Source organism: Roseococcus suduntuyensis, assembly GCF_014196305.1.
GTDB classification, from domain to species: Bacteria; Pseudomonadota; Alphaproteobacteria; order Acetobacterales; family Acetobacteraceae; genus Roseococcus; species Roseococcus suduntuyensis.
This window is the reverse complement of the sequence record NZ_JACIDJ010000002.1, coordinates 1-19,816: the sequence shown is the minus strand read 5'-3', so window position 1 is coordinate 19,816 and position 19,816 is coordinate 1. Positions and strand designations below refer to the sequence as shown.

The 19,816-nt window shown below is 65.0% G+C and carries 17 protein-coding genes; 13 read left to right on the top strand and 4 right to left on the bottom strand.

Features of this window, described 5'->3' with window-relative positions; genetic code table 11:
• Nucleotides 1-78: 78 nt before the first annotated feature.
• The 4 genes from GGQ83_RS06570 to GGQ83_RS06555 all read right to left on the bottom strand — a co-directional run bounded on the left by GGQ83_RS06570 (nucleotide 79) and on the right by GGQ83_RS06555 (nucleotide 4,099).
• Nucleotides 79-1,068, bottom strand: coding sequence for a KpsF/GutQ family sugar-phosphate isomerase (locus GGQ83_RS06570; RefSeq protein WP_184382999.1), 990 nt, complete (start codon nucleotides 1,066-1,068; stop codon nucleotides 79-81).
• Entirely contained in the window at nucleotides 1,065-1,802 is a 738-nt protein-coding gene (locus GGQ83_RS06565) for a 3-deoxy-manno-octulosonate cytidylyltransferase (RefSeq protein ID WP_184382998.1), read from the bottom strand. The genes GGQ83_RS06570 and GGQ83_RS06565 overlap by 4 nt, the downstream gene beginning before the upstream one ends.
• Nucleotides 1,799-2,635: a 3-deoxy-8-phosphooctulonate synthase gene (gene kdsA / locus GGQ83_RS06560; protein WP_184382997.1), complete on the bottom strand. Its 837-nt coding sequence runs from the start codon at nucleotides 2,633-2,635 to the stop codon at nucleotides 1,799-1,801. The genes GGQ83_RS06565 and kdsA overlap by 4 nt, the downstream gene beginning before the upstream one ends.
• 144 nt (nucleotides 2,636-2,779) lie before the next feature.
• Complete coding sequence (locus GGQ83_RS06555) at nucleotides 2,780-4,099, bottom strand: UDP-glucose dehydrogenase family protein (protein WP_184382996.1); 1,320 nt, start codon at nucleotides 4,097-4,099, stop codon at nucleotides 2,780-2,782.
• Between the two features lie 204 nt (nucleotides 4,100-4,303).
• Here GGQ83_RS06555 and GGQ83_RS06550 point away from each other — a divergent pair, with 204 nt between their 5' ends.
• The 13 genes from GGQ83_RS06550 to GGQ83_RS06490 all read left to right on the top strand — a co-directional run bounded on the left by GGQ83_RS06550 (nucleotide 4,304) and on the right by GGQ83_RS06490 (nucleotide 19,567).
• Nucleotides 4,304-5,302: an NAD-dependent epimerase/dehydratase family protein gene (locus GGQ83_RS06550; protein WP_184382995.1), complete on the top strand. Its 999-nt coding sequence runs from the start codon at nucleotides 4,304-4,306 to the stop codon at nucleotides 5,300-5,302.
• Between the two features lie 60 nt (nucleotides 5,303-5,362).
• Nucleotides 5,363-6,283: a sulfate adenylyltransferase subunit CysD gene (gene cysD / locus GGQ83_RS06545; protein WP_184382994.1), complete on the top strand. Its 921-nt coding sequence runs from the start codon at nucleotides 5,363-5,365 to the stop codon at nucleotides 6,281-6,283.
• 1 nt (nucleotide 6,284) lies between these two features.
• On the top strand, nucleotides 6,285-8,144 hold the full coding sequence (gene cysN / locus GGQ83_RS06540) for a sulfate adenylyltransferase subunit CysN (protein WP_184382993.1): 1,860 nt from the start codon (nucleotides 6,285-6,287) through the stop codon (nucleotides 8,142-8,144).
• Nucleotides 8,145-8,393: 249 nt separating this feature from the next.
• Entirely contained in the window at nucleotides 8,394-9,863 is a 1,470-nt protein-coding gene (locus GGQ83_RS06535) for a hypothetical protein (RefSeq protein WP_184382992.1), read from the top strand.
• A gap of 161 nt (nucleotides 9,864-10,024) precedes the next feature.
• Complete coding sequence (locus tag GGQ83_RS20390) at nucleotides 10,025-10,123, top strand: helix-turn-helix domain-containing protein (protein WP_207018003.1); 99 nt, start codon at nucleotides 10,025-10,027, stop codon at nucleotides 10,121-10,123.
• A gap of 25 nt (nucleotides 10,124-10,148) precedes the next feature.
• Nucleotides 10,149-11,852, top strand: coding sequence for a DUF1800 family protein (locus GGQ83_RS06525; RefSeq protein ID WP_184382991.1), 1,704 nt, complete (start codon nucleotides 10,149-10,151; stop codon nucleotides 11,850-11,852).
• Entirely contained in the window at nucleotides 11,849-13,045 is a 1,197-nt protein-coding gene (locus tag GGQ83_RS06520) for a DUF1501 domain-containing protein (RefSeq protein ID WP_184382990.1), read from the top strand. Before GGQ83_RS06525 ends, GGQ83_RS06520 begins: the two co-directional genes overlap by 4 nt.
• Before the next feature lie 64 nt (nucleotides 13,046-13,109).
• A complete protein-coding gene (locus tag GGQ83_RS06515) occupies nucleotides 13,110-14,285 on the top strand; it encodes a hypothetical protein (RefSeq protein ID WP_184382989.1) in 1,176 nt (391 codons plus the stop codon).
• Entirely contained in the window at nucleotides 14,282-15,376 is a 1,095-nt protein-coding gene (locus GGQ83_RS06510) for a hypothetical protein (protein ID WP_184382988.1), read from the top strand. The genes GGQ83_RS06515 and GGQ83_RS06510 overlap by 4 nt, the downstream gene beginning before the upstream one ends.
• A 276-nt stretch (nucleotides 15,377-15,652) precedes the next feature.
• Nucleotides 15,653-16,516 (top strand): hypothetical protein, encoded by an 864-nt coding sequence (locus GGQ83_RS06505; RefSeq protein ID WP_184382987.1) that lies wholly within the window; start codon nucleotides 15,653-15,655, stop codon nucleotides 16,514-16,516.
• 73 nt (nucleotides 16,517-16,589) lie between these two features.
• On the top strand, nucleotides 16,590-18,158 hold the full coding sequence (locus GGQ83_RS06500; protein WP_184382986.1) for a beta/alpha barrel domain-containing protein: 1,569 nt from the start codon (nucleotides 16,590-16,592) through the stop codon (nucleotides 18,156-18,158).
• Nucleotides 18,159-18,164: 6 nt separating this feature from the next.
• Nucleotides 18,165-18,878: an HAD family hydrolase gene (locus GGQ83_RS06495; protein WP_184382985.1), complete on the top strand. Its 714-nt coding sequence runs from the start codon at nucleotides 18,165-18,167 to the stop codon at nucleotides 18,876-18,878.
• Complete coding sequence (locus tag GGQ83_RS06490; RefSeq protein WP_184382984.1) at nucleotides 18,872-19,567, top strand: acylneuraminate cytidylyltransferase family protein; 696 nt, start codon at nucleotides 18,872-18,874, stop codon at nucleotides 19,565-19,567. Before GGQ83_RS06495 ends, GGQ83_RS06490 begins: the two co-directional genes overlap by 7 nt.
• Nucleotides 19,568-19,816: the final 249 nt, after the last annotated feature.

Genomic DNA, 19,816 nt, shown 5'->3' with positions numbered 1-19,816 from the left:
CGTTGAGGTGGAATCACCGAAAACGCTCAATCCCGCTCTCAACAAGGGTTGGAACAGGCTGCGTGAACGCCGCTTGCCCTACACAACACCCGCGCGCAGCAGGTCATGCAGGTGCAGGATGCCCACGGGGCGGCGCTGGTCCATCACGAACATGGAGGTGATGGCCCGTGTGTTCATCAGCGTCACCAGCTCCGGCGCCAGTGAATCCAGCCGCGCGATGGTGGGTGTCGCCGTCATCACCTCCGTTACCTTGCGGTCCACGAACCCTTGGTTGAAGGCGCGGCGGATGTCGCCATCGGTGATGACGCCGAGCAATTCCCCCTGCGCCCCCACCACGCCGCCGATGCCAGAGCGGCGCGATGTCATGGCGACGATCGCCTCCGACAGCATCGCCTCCGGGCCAAGCAGCGGCAGGTTGTCGCCGCTTTGCATCAGGTCCGCCGCGCGCAGCAACTGCGCGCCGAGCTTGCCACCAGGATGAAAGACCCGGAAATCGGAGGCCGAGAAGCCTCGCGCCTCCAGGAGGCACATGGCGAAGGCATCGCCCAGCGCCATCTGCATGGTGGTGCTGGTGGTGGGGGCGAGGCCGTTCGGGCAGGCCTCGGCCGAGGCGGGCAGGATCAGCAGGTAGTCCGCCGCACTGCCCAGCTGGCTTTCGGCGCGCGAGGTGATGCCGATGAGCGAGACGTCGAAGCGCCGCGCATATGCGATGATGGTCGCCAGCTCCGGCGTGTCGCCCGACCAGGAGAGGGCCAGGACCACATCCTCGGGCACGATCATGCCGAGGTCGCCGTGGCTCGCCTCGCCCGGATGGACATAGAGGGCCGCTGTGCCGGTGGAGGCCAGCGTCGCCGCGATCTTGCGCGCCACATGGCCGGACTTGCCCATGCCGGTGACCACGCAGCGCCCCTTGCGGCGCAGCATCATCTGCACGGCGGCGACGAGGCGCGCGCCCAGCTCGTCTTCCAGCGCCGCGCGCAGGGCGTTCAGCCCCGCGGCCTCCAGCTCGATGGTGCGAAGGGCGCTGTCCCGCAGTCGCTGGCCGATGGGGGTGTCGAGCGGGCTCATGCGCGGGCCTCCCACAGGACGCGGGCGCGTGCCAGGTCCTCGGGCGTGTCCACGCCGAGGGGGATGTCGTCCACCACCGCCGCATCCACCCGCATGCCATTCTCCAGCGCGCGGAGCTGTTCCAGCTTCTCGCGCTGTTCGAGGGGCGAGGGCGGCAGGGCGACGAAACGCGCCAGCGCATCCCGCCGCCAGGCATAGAGGCCGATATGGTGCCACAGCGGGCCCTCGCCCCAGGGGGCGGTGGCGCGGGTGAAGTAGAGGCAGCGGAAGCGGCCGGGCGCGTGCTCGGTGCCCACCATCTTCACGACGGAGGAAGCGGTCCGCTCCTCCTCGCGCGTGATGGGGGCGACCAGCGTGCCGAGGGCCACCTCGGGCGGGTCCATCACCTCCAGCACCGCGCGGATGGCGCGAGGGGCGATCAGCGGCAGGTCGCCCTGCACGTTCACGATCAGGTCGTGGTGGCCCTCGGGATCGAGCTGCGTAACGGCCTCATGGATGCGGTCGCTGCCCGAGGGGTGGTGGGCCGCCGTCATTTGCGCCTTGCCGCCGGCGGCGCGCACCACATCCGCCACCTCAGCGCTGTCGGTCGCGACCACCACGGGCCCGAGATCGGCCTCCTGGGCGCGGTGCAGCACCTGCACGATCATGGGCAGGCCGCCGATCTCGGCGAGCGGCTTGCCGGGCAGGCGGGTGGCCTGCATGCGCGCGGGAATCAGGACAAGGGGACGGCTCACGCGGCCCAGCCCTTCACCACGGCATCGAGCGCCTGGAGGCGGGTGATGAGCGCCTCGAATTGCGCGAGCGGGACCATGTTGGGGCCGTCGGAGGGCGCGCGGTCGGGGTCCTCATGGGTCTCGATGAAGAGGCCGGCCACGCCCACCGCCACCGCCGCGCGCGACAGCGTCTCCACGAACTGCCGCTGACCGCCCGAGGCGCCGCCCTGGCCGCCTGGCTGCTGCACCGAATGGGTGGCGTCGAAGATCACGGGCAGCCCCGTCTCCTCCGCCATCACGGGCAGGCCTCGCATGTCCGAGACCAGGGTGTTGTAACCGAAGGAGGTGCCGCGCTCGGTCAGCAGCACGCGGGGGTTGCCGGCGCCGGTGATCTTGGCCGCGACGTGCTTCATGTCCCAGGGGGCGAGGAACTGGCCCTTTTTCACATTCACCGCGCGGCCCGTGGCGGCGGCGGCCAGCAGAAGGTCGGTCTGGCGGCAGAGGAAGGCCGGGATCTGCAGCACATCCACCACCGGGGCCACGGCCGCGCAATGGGCGGCTTCGTGCACGTCGGTCAGGCAGGGCAGGCCCAGGCGGTCGCGGATTTCGGCGAAGACGGGCAGGGCGGCTTCCAGCCCCACGCCGCGTGCCGCCTGGCCGGAGGTCCGGTTGGCCTTGTCGAAGCTGGTCTTGTAGATCAGCCCGATGCCGCGCCGGGCGGCGATGTCCTTCAGCGCCGCCGCCATTTCCAGCGCATGTTCCCGGCTTTCCATCTGGCAGGGCCCGGCGATGAGCGCGATGGGCAGATGCGAGGCGAAGGCCACCTGGCCAATGGTGATGGGAGAGGCGGGCATCAGGGCAGTTCCGATCCTGGCAGGCTTTGCCGCGGCGGGGCGGCAAAGCCGCTACATAGGACAGCGGGGCTGCCTGGGCTACCGCCCCCCTCGCCGCGACGCCTGAGGGGCGGGAGGCGATGCCGCTGACCTGGCGGCCGAAGCTCAGGGCCGCCCGATCGAATGGTAGGTGAAGCCCGCCTCGCGCATGGCTGGTGGATCATAGACATTGCGCAGGTCCAGCAGCAGGTCCCCGCGCATCATGTTGCGCAGCTTGGTGGGGGCGATGTTGCGGTATTCGTTCCACTCGGTCAGCAACACGACGGCATCCGCCCCCTGGGCCGCGTTCAGCGCGCCCGAGGTGTATTCCACCGTGGCCGGCAGCAGGCGGCGCGCGGCATCCATGCCCTCCGGATCATGCGCGCGGATATGGGCGCCGGCGGCCACGAGACGCGGGATGATCTCAAGCGAGGGAGCATCGCGCATGTCGTCCGTCTCGGGCTTGAAGGTCAGGCCCAGGATGGCGATGACCTTGCCGTCCACATCGCCGCCACAGGCGCGGATGACGCGGTCGGCCATCGCCATCTTGCGCGAATCATTCACCGCGATGGTCGTCTCGATCAGGCGCAGCGGCGTGCCGAAATCCTGCGCCGACCGCGCGAAGGCGAGCGTGTCCTTGGGAAAGCAGGAGCCGCCATAGCCCGGCCCCGCATGCAGGAACTTCCGCCCGATTCGGCCATCGAGGCCGATGCCGCGCGCCACATCGTGCACATCGCCGCCCGCCGCCTCGCACAGATCCGCCACCTCGTTGATGAAGCTGATCTTCATCGCGAGAAAGGCATTGGCCGCGTATTTGATGATCTCGGCCGTCTCGAGGCGCGTGGCCACCATGGGCGTCTCGATGAGGAAGAGCGGGCGGTAGAGGCGCCGCAGCACCGCCTCGGCCCGCGCCCCCGCCTCGCCATCCTCCACGCCGATCACGACGCGGTCGGGGCGCATGAAGTCGCCGATGGCCGCACCCTCGCGCAGGAATTCGGGATTGGAGGCGACGGCGATGTCGAGGTCGGGCCGCACCGCCTGGACGCGCCGCTTCACCTCGCGCCCCGTGCCCACCGGCACGGTGGACTTCGTCACCAGCACCAGCGGCTTGGTGGCGGTGCGGGCCACCTCCTCGGCGGCCGCGAAGACGTAGGTGAGGTCGGCATGGCCATCCCCACGGCGGGTGGGCGTGCCAACGGCGAGGAAGACGGCCTCCGCCCCCTGCATGGCCGCGGCCAGGTCCTGGGTAAAGGAGAGGCGGCCCTCGCGCACATTGTCCGTGACCAGGGCTTCGAGCCCGGGCTCGTAGATGGGCATGCGGCCCTCGCGCAGCATGCTGATCCGCCCGGCATCGGTGTCCACCAGCGTGACTTCCGTGCCGAACTCGGCAAAGCAGGCCGCCGACACGAGACCGACATAGCCGGCACCGAGGATCGCGATACGCATATCTTAACCTTTCGGTCACTCAATATTTGCAGGCGGGAAAGCAGAGCGGGCAATGGCATCGCCACAAGCCCCATTATCGGAAGTTGCGTATATTGCACAACACTTGGCCGCCCGGCAGAAATCAGCCCGTTCCGTTGGGGGGGCATTCCGGTGGGGGGGCGTCCCGTTGGGGGCTGGCATGGTTGGCGGCGCAGGGAGTGGGTCATGGGCAGGGTTCTCGTCACGGGTGCGGCCGGGTTCATCGGGGCGCATCTCTGCCAGGCGCTGCTGGCACGGGGCGAGACGGTGCTCGGCCTCGACAATTTCAACGCCTATTACGACCCGGCGCTGAAGCAGGCGCGCCTCGCGGCGCTGACCGGCCAAGCGCCGGCGGAGCAATTCCAGATGGCGCGGCTGGACCTCGCCGATCATGAGGCGGTGCTGGCGCTGCTGCGCGCCAACCCCGACATCGACCGCGTGGCCCATCTGGGCGCCCAGGCGGGCGTGCGCTGGTCGCTGGAGGCGCCCTTCGCCTACACCGCCTCCAACGTCACGGGGCACCTGTCGGTGCTGGAGGCGGTGCGCCGGGCGGAAGGGCGAATCCGCCATGTCGTCTATGCGTCCACCAGCTCGGTCTATGGCAGCCGCACCGATGGCGCCTTCCGCGAGACGGACCGCGTGGACCGCCCCGCCTCCCTCTACGCCGCGACCAAGCTGGCCGATGAGGTCATGAGCAGCGCCTATGCCGACCTGTTCGGCCTGTCGCTCACGGGTTTGCGCTTCTTCACCGTTTATGGCCCCTGGGGGCGGCCGGACATGGCCTATTGGCTGTTCACCGAGGCCATGCTGGCGGGTCGGCCCATTCAGCTCTTCAATGAGGGGCGGATGCTGCGCGACTTCACCTATGTGGACGATATCGTCCAGGGCGTGATGGCCGCGCTGGACAACCCGGCGCCGGGCGGTGGGCACCGGCTCTACAACATCGGCAACAACCGGCCGGAACAGCTGCTCGACCTCGTCGCCATCCTGGAGGAATTGCTGGGCGTGCAGGCAACGCGGGTGCTCAAGCCCATGCAGCCGGGCGACGTGCCCGCCACCTTCGCCGACATCTCCGCGATGCGGCAGGATTTCGGTTGGGCCCCCACGACCGATCTTCGCACCGGGCTGACGCGCTTCGTCACCTGGTGGCGTGCTTATTTCGGCGATGGTCCCGGAAAGGCTTGATCATCACCATGATCTGAAAGACGACCTTCCGGGACTGCCGCGATCCACGAGGACAACTTCATGCAACCCGTCCAGACCCAAAGCCTGAGCCCTCATCTGCGGCGGCTGGAGGCCGAGGGGATCGCCATCATCCGGGAGACGGTTGCCAGTTTCCGCAACCCCGTCCTGCTTTACTCAATCGGCAAGGACAGCTCGGTCGTGCTGCACCTGGCCATGAAGGCGTTCGCGCCTGGCCGCATTCCCTTCCCGCTGCTGCACATCGCGACCGGCTGGGATTTCCGCGACATGCTGGAGTTCCGCGACCGCCGCGCGGCGCAGCTCGGTGCCCGTTTGATCGTGCACACCAACCCTGACGGCCTCGCAAGCGGCATCGGTCCGCTGACCCATGGCAGCCAGGTCCACATGGATGTCATGGGCACCCAGGCGCTGAGACAGGCGCTGGACATCGGCGGCTATGACGCGGCCCTGGGCGGCGCGCGGCGCGACGAGGAGAAGGCCCGCGCGAAGGAGCGCGTCTTCTCCCACCGCGCGCCGGGCCATGTCTGGGAACCGCGCGGCCAGCGGCCGGAGCTCTGGGGTCTCTACAACACGCGCATCGCACCGGGTGAGACCATGCGCGTCTTCCCCATCTCGAACTGGACCGAATTCGACGTGTGGGACTACATCGCGGCCGAACAAATCCCCGTCGTGCCCCTCTATTTCGCGGCCGAGCGGCCCATGCTGCGCCGCAGCGGCGCGCTGATCATGCGCGATGACGATCGCATGCCGCTGAACGAAGGCGAACAGATCGAGCGGATGTGGGTGCGCTTCCGCACCATGGGCGACTGGCCACTGACCGGCGCGCATGAAAGCCGCGCCCAGACGATGGAGGAGGTGTTGCAGGAACTCCGCCTCTCGCGCGTCTCCGAACGCCACGGCCGCCTGATCGACAACGACCAGGAAGCCTCGATGGAACGCAAGAAGCGCGAGGGATATTTCTGAGATGGACGGCAGCACCATGTCGCGCGGCCTGCTGCGCGTTCTCACCTGCGGCTCGGTGGATGACGGCAAGTCCACGCTGATCGGCCGGCTTCTCCATGACAGCCAGATGATCATGGACGACACGCTCGCCGCCATCACCCGCGACAGCCGCAAGCACGGCACGGTGGGGGAGGAGGTGGACCTCGCCCTTCTCGTGGACGGGCTGGAGGCGGAGCGGCAGCAGGGCATCACCATCGACGTCGCCTACCGCTTCTTCACCACGCCGCGCCGCAGTTTCATCGTGGCCGACTGCCCGGGCCATGAGCAGTACACCCGCAACATGGCGACGGGCGCGTCGAACAGCGAACTCGCCATCATCCTGGTGGACGCGCGCAAAGGGCTGCTGACCCAGACGCGCCGACATTCCTACATCTGTTCGCTGCTGGGCATCCGCCACGTCGTGCTGGCGGTGAACAAGGTGGACCTGGTGAATTTCGACCAGCAGGTGTTCGACCGCATCGTGGGCGAATACGCGACCTTCGCCGCCGGCCTGGGCTTCCACACCATGGTGCCCATCCCGGTCTCGGGCCGCTTCGGCGACAATGTGAGCACCCGCTCGGGCAACACGCCCTGGTATCGCGGCGAGACGCTGCTGGAGCACCTGGAGAGCGTGGGCGTGGAGGAGGAACTCACGCAGATTCCCTTCCGCTTCCCGGTGCAGTGGGTGAACCGCCCCAACCAGGATTTCCGCGGTTTCTCCGGCACGGTGGCCAGCGGCGCCGTGGCGGTGGGCGAGAACATCGTGGTCGCGGCCTCGGGTGTGACCAGCCATGTGACGCGCATCCTGGGCCCGGCGGGCGACCAGAAGCGCGCGGTGGCGGGCGAAGCCGTCACCATCTGCCTCGCCGACGAGGTGGACGTAGCGCGCGGCGACGTGCTCGCCCCCATCGCGGACCGGCCCGCCGTGGCCGACCAGCTCGCCGCGCACCTGCTCTGGATGGACGAGGAGCCGATGCTTCCCGGCCGCCAGTACATGATGCGCATCGGCAATGTCTGGACCTCGGCCTCGGTCACTTCCATCAAGCACCGGGTGGACGTGACGACGCTGGACCACCAGTCGGCCACGCGGCTGTCGCTGAACGAGATCGGGCTGTGCAACCTCAGCACGGCGCAGCGCGTGGCGATGGATCCCTACGCGCGGAACCGACTGACCGGCGCCTTCATCCTGGTGGACCGTTTCACCAATCGTACGTCCGGCTGCGGGATGATCAATTTCGCGCTGCGCCGCGCGACCAATGTCCACCATGAGCACTTTCTGGTGGACAAGGCGGCGCGCGCCACGGCGCTGCACCAGAAGCCCATGCTGCTATGGTTCACGGGGCTCTCCGGCTCGGGCAAGTCCACGGTGGCGAAGCTGGTCGAGCAGGCGTTGCACCGTGCCGGGCGCCACACCTATTCCCTGGACGGCGACAACCTGCGCCATGGGTTGAACCGCGACCTTGGCTTCACCGACCAGGACCGTGTGGAGAACATCCGCCGCGTGGGTGAAGTCGCTAAGCTGATGGTGGATGCGGGGCTGATCGTGCTGGCCTCCTTCATCTCGCCCTTCCGCGCGGAGCGGCAGATGGTGCGCGAGATGCTGGGCGAGGGCGAGTTCCTCGAGGTCTTCGTGGACACGCCGATCGAGATCTGCATGCAGCGCGACGTGAAGGGGCTGTATGCCAAGGCCAGGCGCGGCGAGATCGCCAACTTCACCGGCGTGACCAGCCGCTATGAGCCGCCGGGGGCGGCGGACATCGTGCTCGACGGCGGCAGCTCCCAGCCGGAGGCCTTGGCGCAGCAGGTACTGGAGGTGGTGAACCGGCGCTTGGCGGCGGGGTGAGCGGATACGGGCCTGCCATCATAGAGATGTGCACCAGCCCCGTCTCGGTGGCCACTTTTAATAGGCTGAAGCGCCAGGAGGTGAGCATGATGGAGAATGCGAGACGGCGCTGGCTGTGGCTGGTCGAAATTACTTACGCCTGAACCCGGAAGGGTTTTCAATGCGTGACTTATTTTGATTCTTAGTGTCAGGCGCAGCCCCTTGCTCTCATTGTATGCCCTTGCTTTGAGGCCTCTGTTAAGTTATAAAATGAAGCATTCTCTGCGTGCTGAATACAAAATAGTACAATGTTCGATTTTTATTAAAAAGTGGAAAATTTCTATCTTTTTTATGTCAATTATTATCACATATTATATAAAATTAAATAATAGATCAACGATTGTCTTCATTCATTTAACGACAGGGATTTTTATAATGGATATTCGTGCTGCGCGTGTAATTGGCCCGCTGTCTGTCGGCAATGATGGACATATTTGGAAAAAAGCGATCAAAAATTTTGCCTCATTGAGAAGTCATCCTATTGCTGCATTGAGGGGGGAGACGCCTAGTGTAGAATGTCCAATTTCGGGTGAGCCTCTGATGCTAAAAGGCGGAATACCGTATGCACGCGCTCGAGAGATGGCATATTTTTATGTTGGATCAAATAAATGTATCGCAATTGCGTTCCGCGGCTTGGTCAGGTACGTCGTTTATCCAGATCTATCGATCATTATAAACATAACAAAAAATACGAATAGTAATAATTCTTCACTTGAGCCATTTTTTCTTTTTATTGAAAATAACTATAAAAAAATCGACATATATTTTGAAGAAATAGGCACAAAAAATCTTTCGCGCGCTATTGTGTTGGGGGATTACCGGCCTCTTCACTATCTTTCTCAAGCAATAAGCGCGATACGCGACATTATTATGCCAAATATAATGTGTTTTAAAGAACTTAATAATGAATTCGTCATTTTGCGAGATTACTGCTTTATTGATCCGATTGAATTTTTTCCCGCGATAAAAGAAGAAAAAAATACTATTATAGATAGTAAAAATGCAACAGATTTCTTTTTTGATCAAAAAATCTTTGGGATACGCTTTAACCGTCTTGGGGCCGAGAATAATTTTGACGCTGTGCGCTCTCTACTGCCCATTAATTATACAAAGAAACCTGATATTCTTGGTTTGTGGATTAATCTTGATATCGAAAAGCAGCGTTTCATAAATCAGGCAAGTGAAATTGCCTCGGTCATCAAGCTCGGCACTCAGGTTGCTGAGCTTGAGGGATTAAAGCTACACATATTCTGGGATGGATGGACAGTAATACGCGGTAATATTTCATCTCATGATGAAAAAATTATTGATGCAGCAAAGGACGAAATTCAGAAAATTTCCTTTTTTTCTGCATGTAGTTTCGAGGAAACTTTTATGTTTAGTTTTGACTTACTTAAGAAAATTGAAATCGCATCAACAGCACGACTTGCTTGCGCGTCATATGGAACAGCATCTACATATTCAAGTATTTTGGCCTCTGTGCCGACAGTAAGTTACGGGGCGGAGGAATTTGTGAGATCTGGTATATTTATTGATAATAAAACGTCTTTGGTCATTTCTGCCCCAACGGAGGATCCGAACGTTAAGATTGATCGTCAGAAATTTAAGTTAGGAGCAGGAGATGTTGTTCGTATGATTGGTCCAGATTTTCGTCCCCTAGTAGATACCGTAAAAATATAAAATAAATTTATTGACTTCGATTATACATTTTTCACCTTTGGAGCCAGCTATGTTTTGCTGTAATCGGGATTCCGAAACAGGTTGGGACTTGATTCAGGCTCTGGGCTGGGCGATGGAGGCCAGTTCTGATGCAAACTTAATCTGGAGATCTGCGTGAGCGCGTGGTGCATCGCGCCGAGGCAGGCGAGACGATCCGCGAGATTGCATCGGCTCTGAGGATCAGCCCCTCCTGCGTGTCGAAGTGGCGCAAGCGAGTATGAGATGGGATCGCTGGAGCTTGACTAGGTGGGCGGACACAAGTCGCTCAAGCTGGCGAGTGCGCATGCCGCGTGGCTGAGGGCACGGGTCGCCGAATTCCTGTTCGCCACGCCCGGCCTGACAGCAGAGTTGGCGGCGCGAGGCCTCAAGATCGACCGGCTTGCGGCGTGGGTATTCCTGCACGCTGAGGGGCTAAGCTTCAAAAAAACGGTACTGCCCGTCGAGCAGTCGCGCCCTGACATCGCTTTCAAGCGCGTACGCTGGCAGGCCCACCAGGGCAAGATCGACGCACACCGGCTGGTCTTCATCAATGAAACCATTCCAGCTTGTCATGCATGTGTGCCGCATCCATATATGAATAGAGCATTTAGGAAGCATGGGTTGGAACCTCGCTCCCGCCACGTTGTCACGGAGGCCCGTTTCGGGCTGGGGCTGTCGCCGCGTGAAGCACTGTCTGCCCACAGCGCGCAGCGCAGCACGCCGCAAGACTGGACGCGGCGGATGGCAGATCCGCTGCCTCCGGGAACACCCAACGCAGTTGAGGGGCTGGATCACTTCCTGCGGCGCCGCACGTCGGTGATCGCCGCGCGCGCCCGAGGTGGGCGGCCTGGGGAGGGTCGGGACTGGCTGACGCCAGGCGAGGTGGCCGAGCAAGTCCTCAAGGCACGGCTGGACGCCGCGTCAACCACGCAGTCAGGCTTCGCCGAGCGGTTGGTCTGGTTCTGGAATGATCACTTCACCGCCAGCGCCGCCATCGTCTTCGTGGCCTACTTCCTTCCCGACCGCGAGCAGGTGGTCATCCGCCCGGGGCTGCGGGGCTCGTTTGCCAGTTTGCTCAAGGGTGCGGTGTTGCACCCGTCCATGATCTTCTACCTCGATCAGCGTCGGTCGCTGGGCCCGAACTCCGAATTGGGAGCGCGCGCCCGCGGACGCCTCGGCCTGAATGAAAACCTCGCGCGCGAAATCCTCGAACTGCACACGTTGGGTGCCGACGGTGGGTACACTCAGGAGGATGTGTCGGAATTTGCGATGGCCTTGACCGGCTGGTCCATGGACATCGGCCCCCAATCCCGCACCGGTCAGCGTCTCGGCTTCTTCCCGGAGCGGCAGGAGCCAGGGCCGCGCCGCGTTCTGGGGCGCGTCTACACGCAGACGGGGCCTGATCTTGCCCTCGCCATCCTGGACGACCTTGCCCACCATCCCGCCACTGCCAGAAACGTCACGCGCCGCATGGTCCGGCACTTTGTCGGGCATGGCTTGCCAGGGCTGGAAGCGCGGCTCGAGACGACGTTCCTCCGCACGCAAGGGGATCTGGGCGCCGTGACCCGCGCGCTGGTCGAGGATGTGGAGGCATGGGGCCCGCCGCGCAAAGTGCGCTCCCCCATGGAGTTCCTCTTCGCCACCGCGCGGCTGCTCGGCGGCTTGCCTGCGGCTGTGAACCCCACCGGTGCCTTGAGGGCCATGGGCCAACCCTTCTGGTCACCGTCCTCGCCCAAGGGCTGGCCCCTGGAGGACGAGGCCTGGGCCGCGCCCGACGCCATCAAGACGCGGCTCGACTGGGCGAAGGAGGTGGCGGCACAAGTGCCGCCTACGCTGGACCCCGTGGCCCTGCTCGACGCCACCTACGGCTCCGCCGCCAGCCCTGAGACCCGCCGCGCCGTGGCCCGCGCCGCCGATCGTCGGCAGGGCCTCGCCCTACTGCTCCTCTCACCGGAGTTCCAGCGCCGATGATGCATCCCATTGCCCGCCGCACTGCCCTCGCGGGGCTGGGCTCGCTCTTCGCCTGGGGCTTCGCACCCCGCCTCGCCACCGCCGCGGCCGGTGACCCGCGGCTGCTCGTCATCCTGTTGCGCGGCGGGCTGGACGGGATCTCCATGATCCAGCCGGTGGGTGATCCCGCCTTCGCCGCCCTGCGCGGCGCCGATGCCGGCCAGGCCGTGCCGCTGGACGGTCTCTTCGCGCTGCACCAGGGCATGCCCAACCTGCTCGCGCTGTTCCGCGCGGGGCAGGCGCTGCCGATCCACGCCGTTCATACCCCCTATCGCGAGCGGTCGCATTTCGACGGGCAGGATGTGCTGGAAACCGGCCTGCCCCGGGTGACGGCCGGCGCGCGCACCGGCTGGCTGAACCGCGCCCTGGCCGAGATCCCGCGCGGGGCGCGCCTTCCGGCGCCCCGGGGCCTCGCGGTCTCGCCCGTCGTGCCCGTCATCATGCAGGGGCCGGCGGCGGTGGAGACCTGGCAGCCCCAGGCCTTCCGCTATGCCGATGAGGACTTGGTGGCCCGCCTTCTGGACCTCTACGAAGCACGCGACCCTGGCCTCGCGGCCGCCTTGCGCGCAGGCGCCGATCTGGACCGCGCCATGCAGGAGGTGCCGGCCGGCCAGCCAGGGACGACCCGCGTTCCCGGGCGCCCCGACTTTGTCACGGAAGCCGCAGGGGCGGCGCGCATCATGGCTCTGCCGGATGGGCCACGCGTGGCCGCGCTGGGGCTGACCGGCTGGGACACGCATGCGGGGCAGGGGACGGCGCGTGGCAACCTGGCCAACCGTCTCGGCGCGCTGGACGATGCCATCGGCGCCATCCATACCGGCCTGGGGCCGGTCTGGGGCGATACGGTCGTGGTGATCGTGACGGAATTCGGCCGCACGGTGAGGATGAACGGCAGCGCTGGCACCGACCACGGGATGGCGACCTGTACCCTGCTGCTGGGCGGCCGGGTCGCGGGCGGGCGGGTCCTGGCCGACTGGCCTGGGCTGGCTCCGCACCTGCTCCACGAGGGGCGGGACCTTCGCCCCACGGCCGACCTGCGTGGCGTCCTCGCGGGTGTCCTGGCCGACCAGCTCGGGTTGCCGGGTGCCGCATTGGCGCGGGCCTTCCCGGATGCCGCCGGGACCTCGCCCTGGCGGGGATTGATTCGTACCTGAATTGGGGTGAGGGGTTACCGTCAAGTGCTTTACGCAGGTGGGGTAAATGCCTAATAGCGAAATCATGTCCCGGGAGGAAACGAACCTGCGGCCTGATCAACAGCCGGACCTTGATGCGCTCAGTGTCAACGTCAAAGTGCACGCCGAATATGTCGAAGGTGAAGATCGCATTGCCTTTCTAGTCGAGGTGACAGACGTGCCGCCCTCTCTGTTGGGGGTGCGGATGCGGCTGGCCTTGGGGCCTGTGACGGTGATGACATTCACCCCGCCCGCCAGGCCCACCACATATCCGCTGCGCTTCGGGCCGACCCGTCTGGACCATGCAAGCGTGGTGTTGCTGACCTCGCACGGCCTGACCCTTCGGCCCGACGACGCACCGGTTGAGACGGCCGTCACGGTGTGTCACGGCACGGGCGAAGTGATGGAGGCGATGACCCTCCCGGACGAAGACGCCTTTTTCGAGCGCATCCAATTGCACCACAGCCGCTTTCGGGACCCACGGCTGCTGGTGCTGGGGGCCCGGGCATCGTTTCCTCACCTGACATCGTTCGAGGCGCGCTGCGCCGCCCTGACCGTGGTGGCCCATCGCCTGCTCGAGGCCAACCCGGCCGAGCCGCCCTCCAACTTCGCGTCCGCGTTGGCCGACTGGGTGATGGCCGAAGGCGACATGCTGGCGAAGGAAGGCGCGGCGCGGCTCGCGCAGACGCAACAGGCGGCCTGGAGTGACGTCCGCTGGACCGTTTCCCTCGCCACCGTTTGCGCTCTGCTAAGCCTTCGTCGGGACGATATCGAGGGCGCACATCGCCATTTCGGGATCGCAGCCGACCAGACGCACCATGTTTCCGTTGCCCCCGTGAGCGCCTTGAACCTTGTGAACGCGTGTCTGTTCAAGGGCCTCATGCTGGCCATGGACGGTCGGATGGATGACGCGAGGGAGCATCTGGAACGGGGCGTAAAGGCCTTCCCCCCCTGCGTGGCGGCGCAGGATGTGATGTTGAACGTATGGGTGATCGGCGACCTGATCAACGTCGCGCACGCGTCACGCCTTTGTTTCATCGCACTGGCTCGCTGCGGTTTGTTGCCGGTAGGTGACGTGCCCAAGGTCAACGAAAATTCCAAACTGGAGCTTGGCAGCGCGAAGTCTCCGGTGGCGCGCATCCTGGCTGCGGGCCACGCACGGCGTCTCGCGGAATTCGTCGTTTCCGTCTCCGGGGTGTCGCCGAAAGTCCTTGTCTCGTGATCTCCAGCATTCCCTCCTCCATCGAGGTCACCGCCGTGCTGGATGAAGCCGCCCGCACCGTGACCTTTTCACTGCAGCCAGGACTGCGCCTGCCGGGAAAGTCCTCACGGCAATGGGTGGTCTCGTTGGGCGGGAGGGTGCTCGCGCGCTTCCCGGCGGACATGCTGACACCGGTCAGCGCTGTCATGCCGCTGGCGGAGCTGTATGAAACCGCCCACGGCCTTCTGGAAATTCATGACGACCAGGGCAAGGACGTCTCGGACTGGGTGCAGCTGCGGGGTGAAGGCGAGTTGTTCGCCGCCTTGCGCATCGGCAGCGCGGAGGAGTTCTTCACGCGGCTGCAGCAGCACCACACCCGCTTTCGCTCTCTCTTTCTGCTGGAACTCGGCGCCCGCCTGGCCTTCGGGTCGGCCTGGGCGGACTACCGGGTGCGCGCCAGCGCGCTGACCATCATCGCACACCGCTACCTGGAGCGCCTGCCAGGCCGCTTCACGGCCCAGGACGAGGGGCGGCTGGACTGGCTGATGGATGCCGCGGAGAAGCTCTTGCCGGAGGGCGAGGCGGCGCTGCTCAATGGACCGTTGGACTGGGAGATCGCCCGGTGGACCACCTCCCTCGCCACGGTTTGCGGCTACATCGCCTTGATCCGCCAGCAGCCGGATCGCGCACGGGAGTTCTTCGCCGTGCATGGCCGGCAGACCGGCACGGTGGAAATCGCGCGGGTCAGTGCCCTGAACCTCGTCGTCGGCTGCTTCATGCATGGCCTGCTCTCGCACCTGGCGGGCCGGACGGAGGAGGCGCGGCGCAGCCTCATACTGGGCCTTGAGACCGTGAAGCCCTCTGTCCAGGCGCAGGACCTGTTGGAAAACGTCTGGGTCATTGGCGACCTGATGAACGTCATGGGTGTGGGGCGCCAATGCTTCATCGCCCTGGTAAAGCTGCGCCTGCTGCACACCGACCCCAGGCAACCGGTGCTCGACGCGGAAGCCTCCATCGAGCCTTCGGCTGTGACGGGGCCCTTGCAGAAGCTTCTTGATGGCGGATACGTGCCTGAATTGGAAGCCCATCTCCTCCGTTATCGGTCCGCCTGACGGATTTTTTTGCACTGCAGCACAAGGCGATTGACCAGGGGTCTGTTCACCTTGATGATCATGCAATGATCTTCGGGCTGCATGGCATGTCGAATATAGTGAACCGGGCACGCGGGGCGTGAACGTTGCTGCATCGTCACCCGCGGGGCCACCCGCGGGAATGCCTGCGATGCAAGAGCATCCCTCCCGTTCATGGGCATTTTTCCCATGAGTTCGGCACGCCGACGCCCGCCACGGTCGCATCGTTCCACCCCACGTCATCCGGAGACCACAGCCATGATCCTAGGCGCCATCGAAGAAGTGGAGCCCAACGCTGTCGCGGGTTGGATCTACGTTCGTAACGCGGATTTGCGCGATGCCACCGTGCTGGCCTTCCTGGACCGGCAATGCGTGGGCTCGGGCCGCGTGGGCCTGTTCCGCGAGGACCTGCAGGCCGCGGGGCTGGGTGATGGCCATCTGGGCTTCCGCTTCGGCATCACGCTGCCGCGGCCGGCCGATGCGCTGCGCGTGACCGTGAGGCTGGAAGGGTGCGAGGCCGTGCTGCTGCAGGCCGACGCGCATGTCGGCAGCCGGCTCACGCCGCGTCCCGCTTCGGCGTTCATCGCGGGCGTCATGCCGCCCGAGCCGGTGCGCGCCTGGCGTCACAATCGTGGCTGGCTTGATACCGGTACCGCCGACCTTCTCGCGACGCTGGAAGACTTCGGTGCCGTCACCCTTCCGATCGACGCCAGCCGTCAGGCCCCGGCGGACGCGGCACGCCACCTGTTCGAGGCGGTGACGCTGGCGCCTGTCGAGATCGCGACTGTGGATCTCGGGCCCATCAAGGGCATGCGGGCCCGCCTGCTGGACCCCGCCGCGCCATGGGCGAACACGGGCCTGTTCGTACTCTCGGCCGAGCGACGGCTGACGTTGCGGGTCGTGGAGATGGCCGGTTGCTCGCCCGAGACGTTGCTGGAGGAAGCCGACCTCTCAGGTGCACTCGATTATCCGTTGGACCAGCGCAGCATGCTGGCGGTGCGGCGTTGGGTGCACTTCGCACCCGGCCGCGTGGCCGGCGAAGGCAAGTTGCTGCTGCATTATCCGGTGGCCGCGGGCCAGCCCGTCGATATGGCACAGACCGGGGCTACGGTGCCGGCCTGACAAGGTGGGCCGCTTGTGGCTCGCCGGGGATTCAAGGTAGCGTAGAGAACATTGGAAGAAGGAAATCGTGGCGATGGTCGAGCTCCTGGATTGCACCCTCCGCGATGGTGGCTATTACACGGCTTGGGACTTCGAGCCCGGTCTTGTGCGCACCTATCTCGCCGCGATGGCCAAACTGCCGATTCGTCATATTGAACTCGGCTATGTGAACGACCCCACGCCCGGCTATGCGGGCGAATTCTTCTTCCTTTCCCCCGAGCGGCTGCGCCAGGCGCGCGCCGCACTGCGTCCCGACCAATCCCTTGTTGTGATGATCGACGGCAAGGGCACGACGCCCGAGCGCATGGCGCCGCTGTTCGGCCACCTGGTCGGGCTCGTGGACATGGTGCGGATCACCGTATCGCCCGACAAGCTGGACCACGGCATCGCCCTGGCGCGCGCCATCAAGGCGACCGGGATGAAGGCCGGCTTCAACGTCATGTACCTGTCCACCTTCCAGACGCAGCTTTCGAAGATCTCCGCGGCGTTCGAGGTGCCTGAGGTGTTCGACAGCATCGCCCTGGTGGACAGCTATGGCGGCTGCACCCCGGAACGCGTGGAAAGCCTGTTCCGCGAGATGCGCGCCGCGCTGCCTGACAAGACCATCGGTTTCCACGGCCATGACAACATGTGCCTTGCCATGGCGAACTCCATCGCCGCGATCGAGGGCGGCGCCGACGTGGTGGATGGCACGCTGATCGGCATGGGCCGTGGCGCGGGCAACCTGCGCCTGGAGGCGATGCTGGCCTACCTGGACGGCCGCCCGGGCAACATGCCTGTTGATTACGAGGCGCTCTCCTCCGTGGTGGAGCCTTTTGACGCGCTTCAGCGTGAATATGGCTGGGGCACCAATCTCCCCTACATGATCAGCGGCGTGAACAACCTGCCGCAGCGCGACGTGATGGATTGGATCGGCAAGAAGCGCTACTCGGTGCTTTCCATCATCCAGGCCCTGCAGCGCCAGGCGGCGAGCGAGACCGACAGCCGCGCCTATCCCTCGCTGCAGCCGCTGGCCAATTCGGCCCGCCCCGTGGTGGTCGTGGGCGGTGGCGCCTCGGTTCGGCGCCACGCCGATGCGATCGCCCGCTTCGTGGACCGCAGCGGCGCGCTGGTGCTGTTCTCCTCCTCGCGGCACATCGACCTGTGTGACCAGCTGGGCGGCGAGCAGCTGCTGTGCTTGCCGGGCCATGACGCCATGCGCGTCGAGGTGACGGACAATCTCGGTCGCATGACGGCCGCCGTCGTACCCACGCCGCCGCGAGTGGATGGCTGCGTGCCCGCCGGCTTCCCGCTCGATGTGCAGCAGGCCGCGCAGCTCACCGCCGCCGGAACCGGCGACACGATCGGTCCCGTCTCGGATGTCAGCCCGTTGGACCTGGCGCTGGGCGCGGTTGTGGCCCTCGCCACGAAGGACTGCCTGTTGGTCGGCTTCGATGGCTACGAAACCGCCAGCACCGCCGAGCAGAGCCTGGCGCGCGAGGTGCAGAGCATGCTTGACGTCTTCCGTCAGAAGCACCCCGGCACGCGGCTGCGCAGCCTGACGCCGACCTTCTACGACATCGAGGCCTTCTCCGTGTACGCCGAGCTGGCTTCGCTCAGCTGACCACTGATGATCGAAGACGGCGAGGTCCAGGCAGTCGTCTTTGACTGCGACGGTGTGTTGCTCGACTCGAACGAGATGAAGGTGGCCTGCTTCCGCGACGCCGTGGAGGCGGCCGGCTTCTCACCGGGCGATGTCGAGCGCTTCAGCACCTTCCAGCGTGCCAATTTCGGGACCTCGCGTTTTCGGCTTTTCGAGGCTCTGTTGGGTTGGGATCTGGAGCGGCGCCCACTGGTGGATCGTGACGGTCTGGTCGCGCTCTATGCGGAGCGGTTGCGCCACCTGTATGTCGCGGCTGCCGCCACCCCTGACATGCGGGCGGTCGTGGGTCAGCTGGCCGCGAAGCTTCCCACCTACGTGGTCTCCGGCTCAGATGAGGCGGAACTGCGCGATGTGCTGGCCACGCGGGGCGACGCGGCAATGTTCCGCCTGATCCTCGGCTCCCCGCGTACCAAGGTCGAGAACCTGCTCACACTCTTCGCCCGGCCCGAACTGGTGGATCTGCCACGCTCCGCCATCACCTTCGTTGGCGATGCCGAGGCGGATTGGAAGGCAGCGCGCGAGACCGGATGCCGCTTCGTCTATATGGACCGCTTCTCGACGGTCCAGGCCCGGATGCGCGCGCTCGCCATCGAGGAGGGCTTCCCCGTGATCGAAGACCTGCGCGGCTTGCCCGCCGCGCTGGGCATGACGCAACCTGAGGATGGTTCACCCGCATGCTGACGGCCTTTCTTCCCTGCCGCGCCGGCAGCCAGAGGGTTCCCCACAAGAACACTCGCACCTTTGGCGGTGACACGACTGGGCTGCTCGGCATCAAGCTGCGGCAGCTTCTGGCAGTGCCGGAGCTGGATCGCATCCTGCTCTCCACCAATGATCCCGAGGTGATCGCCTTGGCGGAGCCCTTCCTGGCCGCCAACCCCGGCCGGATGGTGCTGGACCGCCGGCCGGATCATCTCTGCTCCTCCGCCACTTCGACCGACGAGGTCATCGCCTATTTGCCGACGGTGATCGCCGAGGGCGATGTGCTCTGGACCCATGTCACTTCCCCCTTCCTTGGCAGCACCGACTACTCGGAGGCGATCCGCCTCTACCGTGAGGCACGGGCAGCCGGCACGCATGACAGCCTGATGGGCGTGCTGGAACTTCGCACCTTCATCTGGACACAGGACGGGGCGCTGAACTACGACCGCAATGTCGAGAAATGGCCGCGCACCCAGACGCTGCCGGTCTACTACGAGGTGAACTCCTCGGTCTTTCTGGCGCCGCGCGCTACCTATGTCGAAACGGGCGACCGGATCGGCCGGACGCCGCTGCTGTGGTCGGTGTCAAAGGATCGATCCTTCGACGTGGACTGGGAGGAGGACTTCGTGTTGGCTTCGGACATCTGGCAGCTTCGCCACGCCCCGCGCTGATCTGCCGCGGGGTAACTACCCATTCCCGACCTGTCAGTCAAAATGCGTCCGCCCTGTTCAAGGCAGAGCTTGCCTCATAAGGCCTCGCATCGGAACTGGAATTGATCAGGTGTGGAGCGCAGAGCGCGTTGCGTTCATGCAGCCTGCTCCAGCTTGGAGTGGCCCCCATCAAACCGGACACATGGCCTGTTGGTTGGACTGCTGCTGGATGAACTCACGCGGGGACTGGAAACGCAATCCGCTGTGGGG